We start from the raw sequence: 16,728 nt of genomic DNA, 5'->3' as shown, positions 1-16,728 counted from the left end.
TTGAATGGTATATTTCGTCCTTGGAGGCTATTTTTTTTACTGCGGTATTGTTTTTTCTTCGACGGAAAAACGTGTGCGTTTTGACATACAAAAAAACTTCCCTTATAAAGTAGATTTGGAATTTTTTGTTTTTTCCATTGTCTACTCTATAGGGAGCATATCACAGTACTTGTTTGCGGGTTCTTTATGCTGAATTTTCGTTTAAGTCAGCGCTATTATCCTAGCTATATCTGTTTATATTTTTATGAAAACAACCCGTGATTATAATCCGCCACTTTACCATTGAAATTAATGATTTCGCTGGTATGATTTTTCCCGTCAAAGATAATATCGGCAATTAGTTTTCCAGCTTCAGGGGCAGTCTTCATGAAATCGCCTGTCATGTTTCCATTCAAATCTGTTGTTGTACCACCTGGCATAATCGCAAAAATCTCAAGCGTCTTTTCTGCCTGTGAAAAATTCTGTGCCAAACTTTGTGTCATTGCATTCAGTGACGCTTTACTCATTTTATAGGCAAATGGGTTGAAAAAGTCTGACATGCCAATTGGTATCGAGATGTTTAAGATGCGCCCTTTATTTGATTCCAAGGTAGGTAACAATTGTTGCGTAAGATCGAATGTCCCGAAAACATTGGTCTCCATGACTTCTCTTAATTCGTCTAAAGTGAACTCGTAACCAGGTTTTCTCATATCACCTGGAATCGCCGCGTTATTAATCAGCATAGTGAGGTCTGGATGCTGTGATTTAATGGTATTTACTGCGGTCCAAATTGTTTCAGAATTTTGCAGGTCGATGTTGACGTAAATTGCATCGATGCCCTCTAATTTAAGTTCGTTTGTAGCTATGATTCCACGACTTTCATCGCGTGCTCCAACTAAAACAGTCCATCCGTTCTTTCCCATTTGACGCGCGATTTCTTTTCCAATTCCTTTGTTTGCTCCGGTTATAAAAAACTTTTTTTTGTCATCATTATTCTCCTCCTATACTTTATGTCGCTTTCACTATAAACCTGAATTTAACTATGAGCAAGTTTTAGCAAAATTAAAAATCCCGAGCTAGCACATTGATAGGCTAGTTCGGGAGTTCCTTATAAAATAGACGAGCTTACATCATGCCACCCATACCGCCCATTCCCATATCAGGAACGCCGCCGCCAGCGTTTTCGTCTGGACGGTCTGCAACGACTGCTTCTGTTGTAAGAAGAAGTGCTGCGACAGATGATGCGTTTTGTAGTGCAGAACGGGTTACTTTTGTTGGATCGACAATGCCTGCTTCGATCATGTTTACCCATTCGCCGTTTGCTGCGTTAAAGCCTACGCCGATTTTTTCGTTTTTCAAGCGTTCGACGATAACGGAGCCTTCCAAACCTGCGTTATGCGCGATTTGGCGAACTGGCTCTTCAAGTGAGCGAAGAACGATTTTCACGCCTGTTGCTTCGTCTCCTGTTGCTTCGATTGCTGCCACTTTGTTGTAGACGTTCACAAGGGCTGTACCACCACCGGATACGATTCCTTCTTCAACCGCTGCACGAGTAGAGTTCAGCGCGTCTTCAATGCGTAGTTTACGTTCTTGTAATTCCGTTTCTGTTGCTGCACCGACTTTAACGACCGCAACACCACCTGCTAATTTTGCAAGGCGTTCTTGTAATTTCTCTTTGTCAAACTCGGATGTTGTTTCTTCCATTTGTGCACGTAATTGGTTCACACGAGTCGAGATTTGTGGGCTGTTTCCAGCGCCTTCTACGATAGTCGTTGCTTCTTTTGTGACCATTACTTTAGCTGCGTTTCCAAGTTGTTCCATTGTTGTTGTTTTTAGCTCTAGACCTAGTTCTTCTGTGATCACTTGGCCGCCAGTTAGGATGCTGATGTCTTCTAGCATCGCTTTACGACGATCACCGAATCCTGGCGCTTTGACTGCGACAACATTGAACGTACCGCGTAATTTATTTAAAACGAGCGTTTGTTGCGCTTCGCCTTCTACGTCTTCTGCGATAATAAGAAGTGGACGATTTTGTTGAACCACTTGCTCTAAAATTGGCAGGATTTCTTGTGTATTGTTGATTTTTTTTGTCTGTGATTAAGATATATGGATTTTCCAAAACGGCTTCCATTTTATCTGGATCTGTAACCATGTAAGGGCTTGAATAGCCACGATCAAATTGCATACCTTCTACTACGTCAAGTTCTGTCGCGAAACCTTTTGACTCTTCAATCGTGATAACGCCGTCGTTTCCAACACGTTCCATTGCTTCTGCGATTAGTTTACCGACTTCTTCGTCACCTGATGAGATGGCAGCAACTTGGGCGATAGATTCTTTACCTTCGATTGGTTTAGAAATCGCTTTTAGTTCTGTGATTGCTGTGGCTACGGCGCGCTCGATTCCACGACGAATTCCAACTGGGTTAGCGCCAGCTGTGACGTTTTTTAAGCCTTCTTGGATCATTGCTTGCGCTAAAACAGTTGCTGTTGTTGTTCCGTCACCGGCAACGTCATTTGTTTTGCTCGCAACTTCGGATACTAATTTTGCACCCATATTTTCAAAACGATCTTCGAGTTCGATTTCTTTTGCGATGGTTACGCCATCATTCGTGATAAGCGGCGAACCAAATTTCTTTTCGAGCACAACATTACGTCCTTTTGGTCCTAACGTTACTTTTACAGCGTTTGCTAATTGATCGACACCACGAAGCATTGCGCGACGTGCGTCTTCACTAAATTTAATATCTTTTGCCATTTTTGTATTTCCTCCTATATTTGTTGTATTTATTAGGGATGTCATGCTAGGCATCCTTGTTCTCAGTCTAGCTTCAAGAGCCAGTCTCTCGGAAATTTCGTGGCCTCCGTAAAAATCAAAGGAGGATTTTCACTGCGCCCTCCTATGTTGTGGCACTTATGAGGCATCACTTGCCGATTTAGAGCCCCAATACGAGTGCGAACAGAGTGAGCATTCGTTCCTTGCGTTCTGTCGAGGCTAAACGGGCTCTTTCTGCTTCCTTATTTCACTACTGCGAGTATGTCCGATTCGCGCACAATCAAGTAATCTTTCCCGTCATACGTGACTTCTGTGCCTGAGTATTTGGAGAAGATAATGTGATCTTGTTCTGCAACTTCTAATGCTACTGTGTCGCCGTTATCTAATACGCGGCCGCTTCCGACTGCTACGATTTTACCTTCTTGTGGCTTTTCTTGCGCCGAATCTGGTAGTACAATACCACTTGCCGTTTTCTCTTCTGCTTCCAAAACTTCGATAATAACGCGATCTCCTAATGGTTTTAACAATTAAAACAACCTCCTCAAGTCTATGTTTATGATTTTTAGCACTCTTAACATCAGAGTGCTAACCCACTTCTTATCTTATAAAAAAATGTGCGTAAAATGCAAGTATTTACACCTAAAAATAGAGATACATTTTACGCACATCGCATCCCCTTTGTTGCTTGTTACTCCAATAATTAGTACAATAGGGAAATGAGATAAATTGTAGATATTTGTACTCTCTATGTATTGAAAGGTCGTGTTATTTTGAATAGACGTTATTGGTATGTGCTACTTACATATTTCGCCGCTTATTTTTCATCCCTCATTGGCGCTCCGATTTTGATGGGGATTTTACGTGCGGTAACTGATTTATCAGATAAGCAGCTCATCACGTACGCCTCGGTTTATTGGAGTGTTTTCAGCAATTTAGTGGCTGTGATTATTATTTGGATGCTACTTCGCAAAACACCGCGAACGACTCTCATCGAAAAAGGGGAGCCTGCTTCTGTCGGTAAAAGTGCGGCTTACGCTGTGCTCGGTTTTGTCGCGCTACTTTTTGGTCAATCGATATCCGTTTTCATCATGGGTTTGTTCGGCATAAGTGGTCTCTCCCCAAATACCGAGATGCTTGGTGAGCTGGCTCGCGCGGTACCGTTGATGATTGTCTTCACTTCTATCTTAGCGCCAATTTTGGAAGAAATCGTTTTTCGAAAAATTATTTTCGGAGGCTTGGCTTCACGGATGAACATTCACGTTGCAGCTGTGATTAGCTCTGTGTTCTTTGGATTGATGCACATGGATTTGACGTTTCTACTCGTTTACGTCGTGATTGGGCTGATTCTGTGCTACATTTATACGAAAACGAAACGAATCGCGGTACCAATCGCCGCGCATATGCTGATGAATGTGCTCGCGATGGTTGGCCAATTTATATTAGGAGGCGGATCATGAAAAATCCTTTAGCTATGCAGGGGCTCATTTATTTAGTACTTGCTATTGTCTTTACTTATTTCGCGATTAGCCAAGTGAACGCGAGTGGCTGGACGATTATGACGTATCTGATGATTGCGATGGCTACAGTTAATTTCGTGACTGGGATTAAGTTTGTGGCGATTGGTTTGACGAAGAAAAAAGAGTAGTGTTTGTCGTTTAACATAATACAAAGAAAGCTCGAAAAAATCATTTAGGTGATAATTCTGAGCTTTCTTTGTATTTATTTTTGCATAATGTTATTCATCGATGAAGCGTTCTTAATAACAATATCAGATTTAAATACTTTATTGACTACATCTACTAAATCCAAGACCCCTTGCTCCTCTGGGTAATCAGACTCCAATTCCGTGTCTACATAAAAGAAATCAATCATATAATCAATACTCGGTTTAAAGCTAAGTATCGATTCAGCAAAAGAAAGTATGAAATCTCTTTCTTCCGCTGATAGCTCACGTCTCAAACCGCATTTCACTATAATATGGTTACTATTCGGAACAAAATCATCATCCATAATTTTTTCTCCAAAGCCTTTAGGAGCTTTAGAGAAAGTGTCTATTAATAAAAGATATGCGACATCCTCAAAGTCAATTGAAAACTTAAACAGTTCACTACTATCAGTTAACAATAATCTTTCAAAGTCCATAAAAAAAACTCCTCTAATAGCAAATTGATTAGAAATTCGCATTATTACCTTCATATTGAATTTCAGTAGCTCGTTTCTCTATGCGTGATGCGAAGCACTCGAATTCTTGCTTGATTTCAGCTTCGAAACAGGCTTTTTCAAAATAAGAAATTGTAAATAGTAGCGTATCTTTTTTCCACTCGTATTTCCATAATCCAATGGCGCGGTTTTCTGCTATGATAATCGCGGAGCAGTGGCCGTTGACTGTCCATGCTGATTTCCGCTGTGCTTCTGTCATGATCCATGTCGGGTCTTTATAGGCGATCACGGATTGGTCGAATTTTCCTGATAAAAATACTTTTTCGGATGCTGGTACGGTTTTTTCGCCTTTTAATGCGTTATAGGTTTGACCTTCGAGTGAAAATGTGTCGATTTCTGGTGCCAATCTTGCTATTGCAGGCTTTATTTCGCCGACGTTTAGACCGCTCCAATGCCTAAAATCATCCCAAGTCGCGGGGCCATAACCTGCTAAATAGCGACGTATCAGCGTCATCATCGCCTCGATATCTTGCTCGGAATCGCTCGTCCACGTTTTATAATTACCTAGTCGCATGCGGTGACTGTAATTTCTGATTGTATCGCTTGATGGCAACAAGTACAGAATGCCTTGTATCGCGACTTGTGCAATGATGGCGGAAGTAACTTGTGCAGAGTAGTCGCCAATAATCCCTTCCAATTCTTTGCGACTCACTACTTCCTGTTCCCTTCCAAGCTTATCTATTTCCGCCAAAATCGACTCCAAATCGATGCCTTCCTTTTTACAATGTCGGTGGGCAATGTTAATTCTCGTTCCAAAAACGCGGAACACCATTTCCCAATCTTCTACTAAAAATGTGTGGAGTGTCAACCGGTTTGCCCAGATTTTAATGACTTTCTGCTCTTCGAAAAACTGCTCTGTCTCATGCCAACTCATGTTTACATGTTGCAAAAAGTTCACGAGTGCTGGTTGGTGGTTTTGTGATTGTAGCGCGATTGCTTGTTTCATGAATGTAGTTGGATCGATAAACGGCTCGGTTATACCAAGTTTTTGCAGTCGTATCTGCGTTATTTCTGCCTTTGTAAACAAAATTACCCCTCCTGTATTTCTCTTAATAAACGTTTCATTCCTTCTATATCATCAAAAAAAGCCAAACATAAAGTCTGACTCATCGTTTATTATTTGTTTGGATAGTTTTCTAGGAAGTAAATCAATGTTTGTAGTTCGGTTGTTAGATCAATGTGATGCACGCGGACATGTTTTGGTACGCTGATTCGTGCTGGTGTAAAGTTCAATATCCCTTTCACATCGGCTTCTAGCAAGCGATCTACAGTTGTTTGTGCTTCGTCGGATGGCACTGTCAAAATAACGACTTCGACTTTGTTTTCCTTCAGCAAATCTTGCATGTCGTTTAAGTGATAAATTGGAATGTCTTGTTGCACCGTTCCAACTTTATTTGCGTCGACGTCAAATGCCGCGACAATTTTTATATTATTATTTTTCATGAAATTGTAGTGTAATAGTGCGGTCCCCAAATTACCAACACCGATAATGGCTACGTTCGTTTGCTTATCTTGGCTCAGTGTCTTGCTAAAGAAATCCAGTATATATGATACATTATATCCATAACCTTTCTTTCCAAGTGCTCCAAAATAGGAGAAATCGCGACGAATCGTTGCTGAATCAACTTTCACAGCCTCGCTTAATTCTGCGGATGATACGCGTTCTTTTCCTGACTCATGCAAATACTTTAAATAGCGGTGATACAGCGGCAAACGCTTTGCTGTGGCTTGTGGAATCTTGCCGGTTTCCTCGATCATGTTTGTTCCCTTCTTCCTTTTGATTTTAAGTGGACAGTCACTTTCGCGAGCTATCCTTGTGCTACGAAACATGGAGATATAACAAAAACGATTGCGCAAATTGATATCGTTGTTCATTTCACATGCTTGCTTATTCACTATAAACATTTCACATAGATTTCACAATGTTTTTGCTCATATTATATGTTACTATTTTGTTACAGCGCTTGTTGAATTCCATTATACAGTAAATGATGTCCAATTGCTAGTTTTTTCACAAGGATAAGTTTGTGAATTCCTAGAACGTAAGCGCTCCCTTTCTTAAGACATTGCTTCTCTCCTTGCTTTGCGATAAACTAGGGGATATACAGATATTGAGATGAAGGAGAAATCGAGTATGATACTTTTACAAGTACAACAGATTGTCAAAAAATTTTGGCGCTGAAACGATATTAGAAAATATAAAATTAGAAGTGCAAACGAATGATCGGATTGCCCTCGTTGGTCGAAATGGCGCGGGGAAATCGACACTTTTGAAAATTATTGCTGGGCAAATTAGCTATGATGGCGGTACGATTTCGAAGCCGAAGCATGTCCAAATTGGTTATTTAGCGCAGAATACTGGCCTTGAGTCTTCGAAAACTGTTTGGAATGAAATGCTCGATGTTTTTACAGGGCTACGAGCGATGGAACAGGACTTGCGTGCACTTGAGGAGCGGCTTGGTGATCCTGCTATTTATGAGAATAAAGAGCAGTACGAGCAAACAATGAAGGAATACGACCAATTGCAGCACGCGTTTAAGGAGCAAGGTGGTTACCAATATGAGGCGGATATTCGCTCTGTTTTGCATGGTTTACGTTTTTTCGAGGCGGATTATGAGAAGCTAATTGCGTCGCTGAGCGGTGGTCAAAAAACGCGGCTTGCTTTGGCAAAACTGCTTCTGGCGCGCCATGATATTCTTATTCTCGATGAGCCGACCAACCATCTGGATATCGCGACGCTTTCGTGGCTCGAGTCCTATTTGCAAAACTATAAAGGTGCGCTACTCATCGTGTCACATGACCGGTATTTCTTGGATAAAGTCGTGAATCAGGTGTACGAAATTAGCCGCACGCAAATCGATCGCTATGTTGGGAACTATTCGCGGTATCTCATTCAGAAGCAAGCGAAATTGGAGCAACAATGGAAAGAATTCGATAAACAGCAAGATAAAATCGCAAAATTAGAAGACTTTGTGGCGCGAAATATTGTTCGGGCTTCGACGACGAAACGGGCGCAGAGTCGTCGTAAACAATTGGAGAAATTAGATCGGCTAGATCGCCCGCAAGGCAGCGAAAAAACGGCCCATTTTGGTTTCCAATTTGACCGTGCTAGTGGTAAGGATGTTCTCTTTGTGGAGGAGTTGGCGATTGGTTATGCGGTGGATAAGCGTGTTTCTGAAAAGCTAACTTTCGATATGAAGCGGCATGAAAGTATCGCACTAGTTGGACCGAACGGGATTGGTAAATCGACGTTTTTAAAGACCTTGATTGGAGACATTCCAGCGCTCTCTGGTGACTTCCGCTTTGGTACCAACGTTCAGATTGGTTATTATGATCAAGAACAGGCGAAACTGGATTCCAATAAATCGATTTTGCATGAGCTTTGGGATGATTATCCTGAACTGAACGAACAAGCGATTCGCACGACGCTCGGGAATTTCTTATTTTCTGATGATGATGTTTTGAAGGTGGTCAATACGCTTAGTGGTGGCGAAAAAGCGCGTGTTGCCCTCGCAAAATTGACGTTGATTGGCGCTAATTTGCTGATTTTGGATGAGCCGACGAACCATTTGGACATTGAGAGTAAGGAAGTTTTGGAGGCTTCATTGATTGATTTTGAAGGGACGATTTTATTTGTGTCGCATGATCGGTATTTTATCAATCGTATTGCGTCGAAAATCGTCGAAATGCATCCAGAGCACGCGCAGGTTTACCTCGGCGATTACGATTATTATCAGGATAAAATCGCGGAGCAAAAAGAACATGCGAGGCTTGATGCATTGCAAAAACAACAGGAAAACCCTGAGGATAAGCAGTTAGCGACGAATAAACAGGCGTATCATTTGGATAAGGAACAGCAAAAAGTGATGCGTCAGAAGAAGCGTAAATTAGATGAAATCGAGGAACGGATGGAAGAAACCGATCTCAAAATAAGCGAGATTGAGCAAGAGCTTCTGCAACCAGCTATTTATCAAGATCATGAGGCTGCTTATGCGCGAACGGAAGAGCTTGATATGTTGAAGCAGTTAAGCGAAGATTTAATGCAAAGATGGACAAATTTGAGTGAAGAACTCGAGGAATAGAAAAAACAGGATTTTCCATCTGTCAACAATGGAAAATCCTTTTTTTCTATCATGAAGAAATATACCCAAATCTTCGGTCTTCTAGTCATATCCTCTATCGTGACTCAAGCTCATAAACAAAGACATTTGTTTATGAAAAATGTCTTTGTGGAATACCAGTTTGCTTATTTAGTAATTTCGTCTTTTTACTATCTTTGTAAACATATAAATCATTTCTATATTGATAATTATTTGCGTATTGCTTCATTAATGTCTGAACAAAATGTTAATCAGTATCAAAATTAAGACACCAACCATTAGCAGCACACCCGAAATCCAGTTCATAAGAAATGATACCAATAACAGGACTACTAAAATAGTAAACATACTATAAAATACTATATTTTTATTCATGTTTCTCCTCCTCCAACTAGTTACAGCCTCAAAAGTAATATTATCTGCATTATTAGTTGTATAACACATTTTGTATTCGCTTACATTTCTTATATTACAATAATATTACGGAATCGTCAAACGCATATATGTAATTACTATATCTTTTTTATGCTTATGAGTCCACGGAAATAATATTAATAGCCTAGTTCTGTGCACATTGGAATCAAATTCAAAATGAAAAAAAGACTGCTGGTATCTTATGATAATACGATACTCCACAGCCTGTAAGCTAATCATTTTGCGATATAATATCTTTTTTAACTCATTTTACGAATCTTCACGACTTTCTTCTTAGAAAGGTATAATGGGACATTTTCTATTTGAACATCGCTGTACTCTAGGCCAAACCAATTTTCTGGTGAGGTGGTGAATCGCTTGATGAACAATTTACTCCGCATGATGACGCGTTGCCAATTAGTAAGATCAGCCTCAGTGCTCAGCTCATCTTTCACAATAACAAAGCAGAAATCGCCAAGTTTTCGACCGTTCTTCGCTGTATATTTCCGTTTTTGCTGTTCGAGTGCGCCTTTTGAAATAAGGTCTTTTGCGATTTGCTGTAGGAAAACGTTAATATCTTGCTCGACGCGAAAGCCTAGTTTCAATTGAACGCGGATAACAAAATCACTCTCAAAGCTTTCAACCGTATAATACGCGGCGTAGGGGCCATCAACCACTTGCACGTTTACAAACCAATAAACATCGGCGCGCTTTGGACGTTTATCAAGAATCGAGGCCATGACTTCGTGTTCGACGCGATACGGGTTGCGGCTACTTGTCAAATAAACCAGATTATGTGCAAATTTTGGATAGGCAGTATCGACTTTTAATTTGGCAAGCATCGGTACAAATTTTTTTCAGGGAAACGTTTTTCACTAGTTTTGTTTTTAGTTGGTAGCCGCTGAACCAGATGTACATGAGCGCCATGATCACGACTGCCATAATCACTGCAACAAAACCGCCATGCATGAATTTCGCGGCGCTTGAGATGAAGAATGCGAATTCAAGAACGCCAAATGTCATGAGAATTGCTGTCGTGACGAGTTTGGAGAACCCTTTTCGCAATAGGAATTGGAAAAGGAGAACTGTTGTCATGAGCATCGTCACGGTGATGGATAGCCCGTACGCTGCTTCCATGTGGGCCGAGTCTTGGAAATAGAGCACAACTCCTACGCAGGCAATCCAGAGAACCGTTGTGACTGTTGGGATGTAGACTTGTCCTTTCGTTTCAGATGGATAACGAATGCTCAGGCGTGGCAATAAATTCAGTGCGATGGCTTCGGAAACGAGCGTGTAAGCCCCTGTTATCAAGGATTGTGAGGCGATGATGGCAGCCAGTGTCGCAATTAATACACCGTACATGATGAACGGTTCTGGCATACTTTGAAAAAATGGATTCACGAATGGATCGTCGGCATTTTTGAGCGAAATAATCCACGCGCCTTGTCCAAAATAATTGAGTAGTAGGCACACTTTGACGAATGGCCATGTGATGTAGATATTTTTACGACCGACGTGTCCTAAATCGGAATATAAGGCTTCGGCACCGGTCGTGGCTAGAAATACGCTACCAAGGATGAGGAAACCAGCTTTATTTTGATCGCTAAAAAGTAATTCTACGGCATAGTATGGCGAAAAAGCTCGGAAAATAGATAAATCGCCAAGAATATTGATAATGCCTAGTACCCCTAAAACGGAAAACCAGAGAAACATCGTTGGGCCGAAAATGCGCCCGATGAACATGGTTCCGTAGCGTTGCATAAAGAAAATACCGCTAAGAATAACGATAACGATGATAACAATGAGTGTTGTGTTTCCAGTGAATAAGGCGTCAAAGGCTGGAATTTCTTCTAATCCTTCGATGGCTGATGTTACGGTTACAGCTGGTGTTAAGACGCCATCTGCGAGCAAGGCTGCCCCACCAATCATAGCAGGAATAACGAGCCATTTCCCGCGTTTTCTGACCAAGGCGTATAACGAAAATATGCCACCCTCGCCGTGATTATCTGCTCGTAATGCAATGACGACGTATTTGATTGTCGTAAGCAATGTCAGCGTCCAAAAAAATGAGAGATAAGGAGCCAATAATATAGTCTTCTGATACGTTATTCAGCCCGCCATTACTCGCGACAATCGACTTCATAACGTAAAGAGGTGATGTCCCAATATCGCCGTAGACAATCCCCAATGTCCCAATCGCCAGCCCAAGCCGAATTTTATCTTTTCTTTCCATATGTATCCTCCTCTTAAACGCTATACAACATGGACGTATTATACCACCATTCCAACTAAAAGACGAGTCTCATTCTATTCCTATTTTTCAAGGACAGAATGAGGCTCGTCTTCGCTTAATACGTATCTTCAAAAAGTAAGCCAGGACTCGCGTTCATCGTTAAATCGCCGTGAGTTCCTTTTTCAAATAACACCGTGCCGGCTGCGGCAATCATCGCTGCGTTGTCACCACATAGAGTCAATGGTGGGATAATGAGCTGAACATCAGGAATTTCTAGTGCTGTTTCCTTGATAAGGCGCTCGCGAAGGCCTTGATTCGCTGCCACGCCACCTGCTAAAAGGAGCTGTGTCACGCTGAATTCTTTGGCTGCGCGGATTGTTTTTGCCACGAGGACATCGACAACGCTTGCTTGGAAACTCGCTGCTAAATCGGCTTCATTGATTGGCATTTCTTTTTGACGTAGGTTATGGACTGTATTGATAAAAGAGGATTTTAGTCCGCTAAAACTAAAGTCGTAATCGGTTTCGTTCATCATTGCGCGCGGGAAACGGAAGGTGTCTTCTCCGGTCGCTGCTAAACGGTCGATTTGGACGCCGCCTGGATAGGTTAAACCGAGTGTTCGCGCTACTTTGTCGTACGCTTCGCCTGCTGCGTCATCTCGTGTTTCGCCGATGATTTCGAATTTGCCGTGCTCATGCATGACGACGAGTTCTGTATGCCCACCACTCACGACGAGGGATAGAAGCGGGAAAGTCATTTCAGTTTCAAAGCGGTTCGCGTAGATGTGGCCTGCGATGTGATGAACGCCGATAATCGGTTTATTGTGAATGAACGCCAGTGTTTTGGCTGCGTTGACGCCGATGAGGAGTGCACCTACGAGTCCTGGCCCTTCTGTAACGGCAATGGCATCGATATCGCTCATCGTGACGCCTGCCTGTGTTAGCGCTTCTTCTAGTACGATTGTAATTTGTTCGACGTGATGACGGGATGCGATTTCTGGAACAACGCCGCCAAACCGTTTATGGCTGTCGATTTGAGATGCGATAACATTGGACAGCATTTCTGTACCGTTTTTGACGACGGATGCTGCGGTTTCATCACAACTCGATTCGATTCCTAGTATTACTATATCTTTTGTCATAGCTCCACCCACATAACTAGCGCGTCTTCTTGATTATCCGGATAATATTTTTTCCGAATCGCGCCATTTTTAAATCCAAATTTTTGGTATAGTTGTTGTGCTTTCGTGTTTGAGATCCGAACTTCGAGGGTTAACTTCGTGACACCTTTTTTTTTCGGCAATCCGTAGTAATTCCGCTAATAAAGCTGTTCCATGGCCTCTTCCTTGTTGGTCCGGATGCATCGCGACATTGGTAATATGCCCTTCATCCAAAATCATCCACACGCCGGCATATCCAATAACCGCTTCCTCCTGCTCCGCAACGATATAATGCGCATACTGATTCGTGTAAAATTCGTTTCGAAAAGCTTTCTCGCTCCACGGTGAGCTAAATACGGCTGTTTCAATACGGAGTAGACTTTTGACATCTGCTATCGTTGCTTGACGAAAAGTGACCTCACTCATGCTTATTCGCCTCAAGCCACTTGCTTTCTGCTTCTGCAAGCTTTAAATACGTTGGGACAAATGTGTGTGCTGGGACACCGTCTTTGGCTTGCGCAAGCTCTCCAAGAAAAGCTGGCCGTGGATAGCAAAGCGCCGCGTCCGCAATCGTTGCTCGGCTTCCGATCTGAGCTGTTATTTCTTCTTGAAAATTCGCTAACCCGTCACCGATAAATAAAGTATTGCAATCATTATCAAGATTCGCAAGTAAATCCGTGAACGCGAGATGTTGATCAGGTTTTATAGTAGTCAAACCTTGCTCCGTTGCTTTGTAAATGCCCGCATAGACATTGCCGCGCCTTGCATCCATCACTGGAACAATTAGCCCGTCGAAAAAGCGTCCATTTTGCGCCATTACTGCTAAACTAGAAACACCAACAAGCGGAATTTGTAAATCCCATGCCATTGTTTTTGCTACCGTCACGCCGATTCGAAGTCCCGTATACGAGCCTGGTCCTTCTGCCACCGCAATCTTCGTCAACGCTTGCGGTGCTATATCACATTCCTTCATCAACTCTGCAATCGCTGGTAATAATCGAACGCTGTGATTTTTTTTTCAAATTGGTTACGAATTCTCCAACGACTTTATTATCACGCCACAAACTAATGCCTAGCGTATCATTCGATGTATCAATTCCAAGTATTATCATCTTCTAAAAAACCTCCGAACAAAGTGCTTCATATCTTACGCCAACTGGCTCAACCTCAATTACCCGCTCATTTTCTGAGATATGCTTCAACGTAATGCGTACATACTCATCAGGAAGATCCTGCTCAATGAAATGGGCCCATTCAACAACCGAAACGCCATCGCCTTGAAAATACTCCTCTAAGCCTAGATCATCCTCTGCATTTTCCAATCGGTAAACATCCATATGATAGAGCGGCAAACGTCCTTTTGTATACTCTCGAACAATAGTAAACGTTGGGCTTTTCACCATTTGCGGGATATCTAGACCTTCCGCAAGTCCTTTTGTAAAAGTGGTTTTGCCAGCTCCGAGGTCACCTTCAAGCAAGATAACATCGCCCGCTTCCAATTTTGCGCCTAGATTTTTCGCCAGCTCGCGTGTAATGGATTCATTTGTCGTTTCTACTTTATAAGTCATCGCTTCACCTTTTTTATCATTTTCTGTACATATTATACCATAAAAAATAAGACTGGTCAGTAATACTCACTAGGCCTGATTTTTATATGTGGCGAAACGTTCATAATAAAAGGAGATTTAGGAGAGATTCTGTATTTTTTCATACTGTCAATATTGCTATGCTACTAGGATAAGTATAGAAAAATTCTGTACACGTACAAAATAAGGAGGAAATTTTTAAAAAATGAGTTTAAAAAAAGTAAGTTTAACAGCAGCGGCATTCGTTTTATTGACTGGCTTACCAGTTCAAACGTACGCGGCAAACATGGCAGATCCACAAGTGTATTCCACAAAAGCGGAAATGAAGTTACAAGCGGCACAAGCCGTAGAGGAGAACTCTTTCGATATGACTGATTACTTCTCGATTGTTCCTGGTTCTTCGTCTTTCATCGACAAAGATACAGTGACAATCACACCTGATAAGATAACTCAAGTTGGTGGATTATGGTCCGATGAGAATAATAAAATCGATTTAACAAAGAACTTCCATCTTGAAGCTAACCTTTATATGGGAACCGATTCAAATGGTGGAGATGGTATGGCGTTTGTCATGCAAAATGATTCCCGTGGCGCAGAAGCTTTGGGAGAACGTGGTGGTGCCTTAGGTATATACGGTACAAACTATGTGCAAAACGCATTAGCCGTTGAGTTCGATACTTTTTATAATGGAGATTGGGATCGTGATGTTTCTCCTGCGAACGAGCATATCGCGATTACAGTTCCAAGTGCAAATTCAACTATCGACCACCATGCTTTGAGCGTTTTGCCAACTGGCACTTATTTGGAGGATGGGCAAACACATGCCGTTACATTTGATTGGGACGCAGCGAGTAAAACATTGAGTTACCATTATTTAAGTTACTCTGGTAGTTATACGGTAGCAGATCTCCAAGAAACTTTTGGCGGAACTAACATCATTTTTGGTTTCACTGGCTCGACAGGCTCTCAAAAGAATTTGCAAGAGCTTACAATTACTGATCTACAAATCAATGGGGTGTCTCCAACAATTAAAACCGAATTAAAATCAAGCGTGGAGCCTTCTGAAGTTGTGCAGGTGAAACAAACGATTACCAATGATGCATCAGATGCAGCACCATTTAATTTAACATTGAACACAACATTAGATCCACTTTTTGATGAAAGTTCGATTTCTAATATCCAATTAGTTCGTAATGACGGCCAAACATATTCCATTACCAAAGAGGCACTTCTAAACAATCAAGTAGACTTACCATTTATAGGTGGGGACAGCTCCTTTACGTTGACTTATGATGTGCAAGTGAAGTCAGATGCAGCCCCAAAAGGTACTAGTTTACAAATTCAAACGGTCGGCAAAGTGAATGGTGTCAAATATACATCGAGCGCGGCGACAAAACTGGTGATTCCTGGTGAAAAACCTGTCATTTCAGCATCCGATAAATCCGTGAAAAAAGGCTCCACGTTCGACCCACTGGATGGCGTGAGCGCGACGGATACCGAAGATGGCAACGTCACAAGCCAAGTGAAAGTAACCGCGAATAACGTCGACACAAGCAAAGTTGGCACGTATCACGTGACGTATTCTGTCACTGATTCGGATGGAAATACAACAACCAAAACGATTACAGTCACGGTAACAAGTACAGACGCACCAACGATTTCCGCAACGGATAAGTCTGTAAAAAAAGGCACTACTTTTAATCCACTCACTGGCGTAAGCGCAAGCGATTTGGAAGATGGCAATGTAACAAGCATCATTCAAGTAACCGCCAACGACGTGAATACAAGCAAAGTTGGAACGTACCATGTGACGTATTCTGTGACAAACTCCGATGGTAATACAACAACGAAAACGATCACAGTAACGGTAACAAGTAACGATGCGCCTGTGATTTCTGCAACCGATAAAACAATGAAAAAAGGCGGGACATTCAACCCATTAACAGGCGTGAGCGCAACGGATACCGAAGATGGCAACCTAACAAGCAGTGTGAAAGTCACCGCGAACAACGTCGACACAAGCAAAGTCGGCACATATCATGTCACATATGCAGTCACTGATTCCGATGGCAACACGACAACCAAAACGATCACTGTAACAGTAACAAGTAACGACGCACCAGTCATCGAAGCATCTGACATCGTGCAACGCATCCGCACCACCTACGACGTGAAGAAAGCAGTCACCGCTTCTGACACAGAAGACGGCGATATCACCAACAAAATTACGGTAACAGCCAACGATGTGAACACAGAAAAAAGCA

Annotated in this window: 13 protein-coding genes and 4 pseudogenes; 4 read left to right on the top strand and 13 right to left on the bottom strand. The window is 42.0% G+C overall.

All coding sequences use genetic code 11. The annotated features are described in order from the left end of the window. Nucleotides 1–242 precede the first annotated feature (242 nt). From PCORN_RS16200 to groES, 3 genes and pseudogenes are all read right to left on the bottom strand, one after another. Complete coding sequence (locus PCORN_RS16200) at nt 243–947, bottom strand: SDR family NAD(P)-dependent oxidoreductase (protein ID WP_036082480.1); 705 nt, start codon at nt 945–947, stop codon at nt 243–245. 157 nt (nt 948–1,104) lie between these two features. Next, nucleotides 1,105–2,734: pseudogene (gene groL / locus PCORN_RS16195) on the bottom strand (chaperonin GroEL). Between the two features lie 260 nt (nt 2,735–2,994). Beyond that, on the bottom strand, nt 2,995–3,279 hold the full coding sequence (gene groES / locus PCORN_RS16190; RefSeq protein WP_036082478.1) for a co-chaperone GroES: 285 nt from the start codon (nt 3,277–3,279) through the stop codon (nt 2,995–2,997). A gap of 243 nt (nt 3,280–3,522) precedes the next feature. Between groES and PCORN_RS16185 the strand changes: the two genes are divergently transcribed. Together PCORN_RS16185 and PCORN_RS16180 are read left to right on the top strand one after the other, a co-directional pair. After that, the gene (locus PCORN_RS16185; protein WP_036082484.1) at nt 3,523–4,209 is read left to right on the top strand and encodes a CPBP family intramembrane glutamic endopeptidase; all 687 of its coding nucleotides are present in this window, start codon (nt 3,523–3,525) and stop codon (nt 4,207–4,209) included. After that, complete coding sequence (locus PCORN_RS16180) at nt 4,206–4,397, top strand: YdiK family protein (protein WP_036082476.1); 192 nt, start codon at nt 4,206–4,208, stop codon at nt 4,395–4,397. The genes PCORN_RS16185 and PCORN_RS16180 overlap by 4 nt, the downstream gene beginning before the upstream one ends. A gap of 74 nt (nt 4,398–4,471) precedes the next feature. Here PCORN_RS16180 and PCORN_RS16175 read toward each other — a convergent pair whose 3' ends face one another. The 3 genes from PCORN_RS16175 to PCORN_RS16165 form a co-directional block, all read right to left on the bottom strand. Then, complete coding sequence (locus PCORN_RS16175) at nt 4,472–4,894, bottom strand: hypothetical protein (RefSeq protein ID WP_036082474.1); 423 nt, start codon at nt 4,892–4,894, stop codon at nt 4,472–4,474. 28 nt (nt 4,895–4,922) lie between these two features. Then, complete coding sequence (locus PCORN_RS16170) at nt 4,923–5,999, bottom strand: DNA glycosylase AlkZ-like family protein (RefSeq protein ID WP_036082470.1); 1,077 nt, start codon at nt 5,997–5,999, stop codon at nt 4,923–4,925. A gap of 89 nt (nt 6,000–6,088) precedes the next feature. Next, on the bottom strand, nt 6,089–6,730 hold the full coding sequence (locus PCORN_RS16165) for a redox-sensing transcriptional repressor Rex (protein WP_036064009.1): 642 nt from the start codon (nt 6,728–6,730) through the stop codon (nt 6,089–6,091). A 376-nt stretch (nt 6,731–7,106) separates the two neighbouring features. On the opposite strand from PCORN_RS16165, the pseudogene PCORN_RS16160 reads away from it, so the two are divergent. Continuing rightward, nucleotides 7,107–9,054, top strand: a pseudogene (locus tag PCORN_RS16160) (ABC-F family ATP-binding cassette domain-containing protein). Between the two features lie 692 nt (nt 9,055–9,746). Here the strand turns inward: PCORN_RS16160 and PCORN_RS20560 are convergent. The 7 genes and pseudogenes from PCORN_RS20560 to tsaE all read right to left on the bottom strand — a co-directional run bounded on the left by PCORN_RS20560 (nt 9,747) and on the right by tsaE (nt 14,446). Next, nucleotides 9,747–10,328, bottom strand: coding sequence for a KUP/HAK/KT family potassium transporter (locus PCORN_RS20560; protein ID WP_241433224.1), 582 nt, complete (start codon nt 10,326–10,328; stop codon nt 9,747–9,749). Beyond that, nucleotides 10,279–11,535: a KUP/HAK/KT family potassium transporter gene (locus PCORN_RS16155; RefSeq protein WP_277620229.1), complete on the bottom strand. Its 1,257-nt coding sequence runs from the start codon at nt 11,533–11,535 to the stop codon at nt 10,279–10,281. The genes PCORN_RS20560 and PCORN_RS16155 overlap by 50 nt, the downstream gene beginning before the upstream one ends. Next, complete coding sequence (locus PCORN_RS20995) at nt 11,489–11,719, bottom strand: KUP/HAK/KT family potassium transporter (RefSeq protein WP_277620228.1); 231 nt, start codon at nt 11,717–11,719, stop codon at nt 11,489–11,491. The genes PCORN_RS16155 and PCORN_RS20995 overlap by 47 nt, the downstream gene beginning before the upstream one ends. 115 nt (nt 11,720–11,834) lie before the next feature. Further along, a complete protein-coding gene (tsaD, locus tag PCORN_RS16150) occupies nt 11,835–12,860 on the bottom strand; it encodes a tRNA (adenosine(37)-N6)-threonylcarbamoyltransferase complex transferase subunit TsaD (protein WP_036082468.1) in 1,026 nt (341 codons plus the stop codon). After that, nucleotides 12,857–13,304: pseudogene (gene rimI / locus PCORN_RS16145) on the bottom strand (ribosomal protein S18-alanine N-acetyltransferase). The gene tsaD and the pseudogene rimI overlap by 4 nt, the downstream one beginning before the upstream one ends. Continuing rightward, nucleotides 13,297–13,987: pseudogene (tsaB, locus tag PCORN_RS16140) on the bottom strand (tRNA (adenosine(37)-N6)-threonylcarbamoyltransferase complex dimerization subunit type 1 TsaB). Before tsaB ends, rimI begins: the two co-directional pseudogenes overlap by 8 nt. 6 nt (nt 13,988–13,993) lie before the next feature. Next, a complete protein-coding gene (tsaE, locus tag PCORN_RS16135) occupies nt 13,994–14,446 on the bottom strand; it encodes a tRNA (adenosine(37)-N6)-threonylcarbamoyltransferase complex ATPase subunit type 1 TsaE (protein WP_036082466.1) in 453 nt (150 codons plus the stop codon). 223 nt (nt 14,447–14,669) lie between these two features. Here tsaE and PCORN_RS17685 point away from each other — a divergent pair. Then, nucleotides 14,670–16,728: immunoglobulin-like domain-containing protein (locus PCORN_RS17685; protein WP_149024401.1), on the top strand; the 2,059-nt coding region annotated here is incomplete at its 3' end.

Origin of the sequence: Listeria cornellensis FSL F6-0969 (genome assembly GCF_000525855.1) — a bacterium.
Lineage (GTDB): Bacteria > Bacillota > Bacilli > Lactobacillales > Listeriaceae > Listeria_A > Listeria_A cornellensis.
The sequence above is the reverse complement of the archived record's forward strand: the minus strand, read 5'-3'. Positions and strand labels throughout refer to the sequence as shown.

Excerpts from the sequence above, each read along its gene's own strand:
- PCORN_RS16175 (WP_036082474.1), bottom strand. The coding sequence starts at position 4,894 with ATGGACTTTGAAAGATTATTGTTAACTGATAGTAGTGAACTGTTTAAG.
- tsaD (WP_036082468.1), bottom strand. The coding sequence starts at position 12,860 with ATGACAAAAGATATAGTAATACTAGGAATCGAATCGAGTTGTGATGAA.
- PCORN_RS16165 (WP_036064009.1), bottom strand. The coding sequence starts at position 6,730 with ATGATCGAGGAAACCGGCAAGATTCCACAAGCCACAGCAAAGCGTTTG.
- PCORN_RS20560 (WP_241433224.1), bottom strand. The coding sequence starts at position 10,328 with ATGCTTGCCAAATTAAAAGTCGATACTGCCTATCCAAAATTTGCACAT.
- tsaE (WP_036082466.1), bottom strand. The coding sequence starts at position 14,446 with ATGACTTATAAAGTAGAAACGACAAATGAATCCATTACACGCGAGCTG.
- PCORN_RS16180 (WP_036082476.1), top strand. The coding sequence starts at position 4,206 with ATGAAAAATCCTTTAGCTATGCAGGGGCTCATTTATTTAGTACTTGCT.
- PCORN_RS20995 (WP_277620228.1), bottom strand. The coding sequence starts at position 11,719 with ATGGAAAGAAAAGATAAAATTCGGCTTGGGCTGGCGATTGGGACATTG.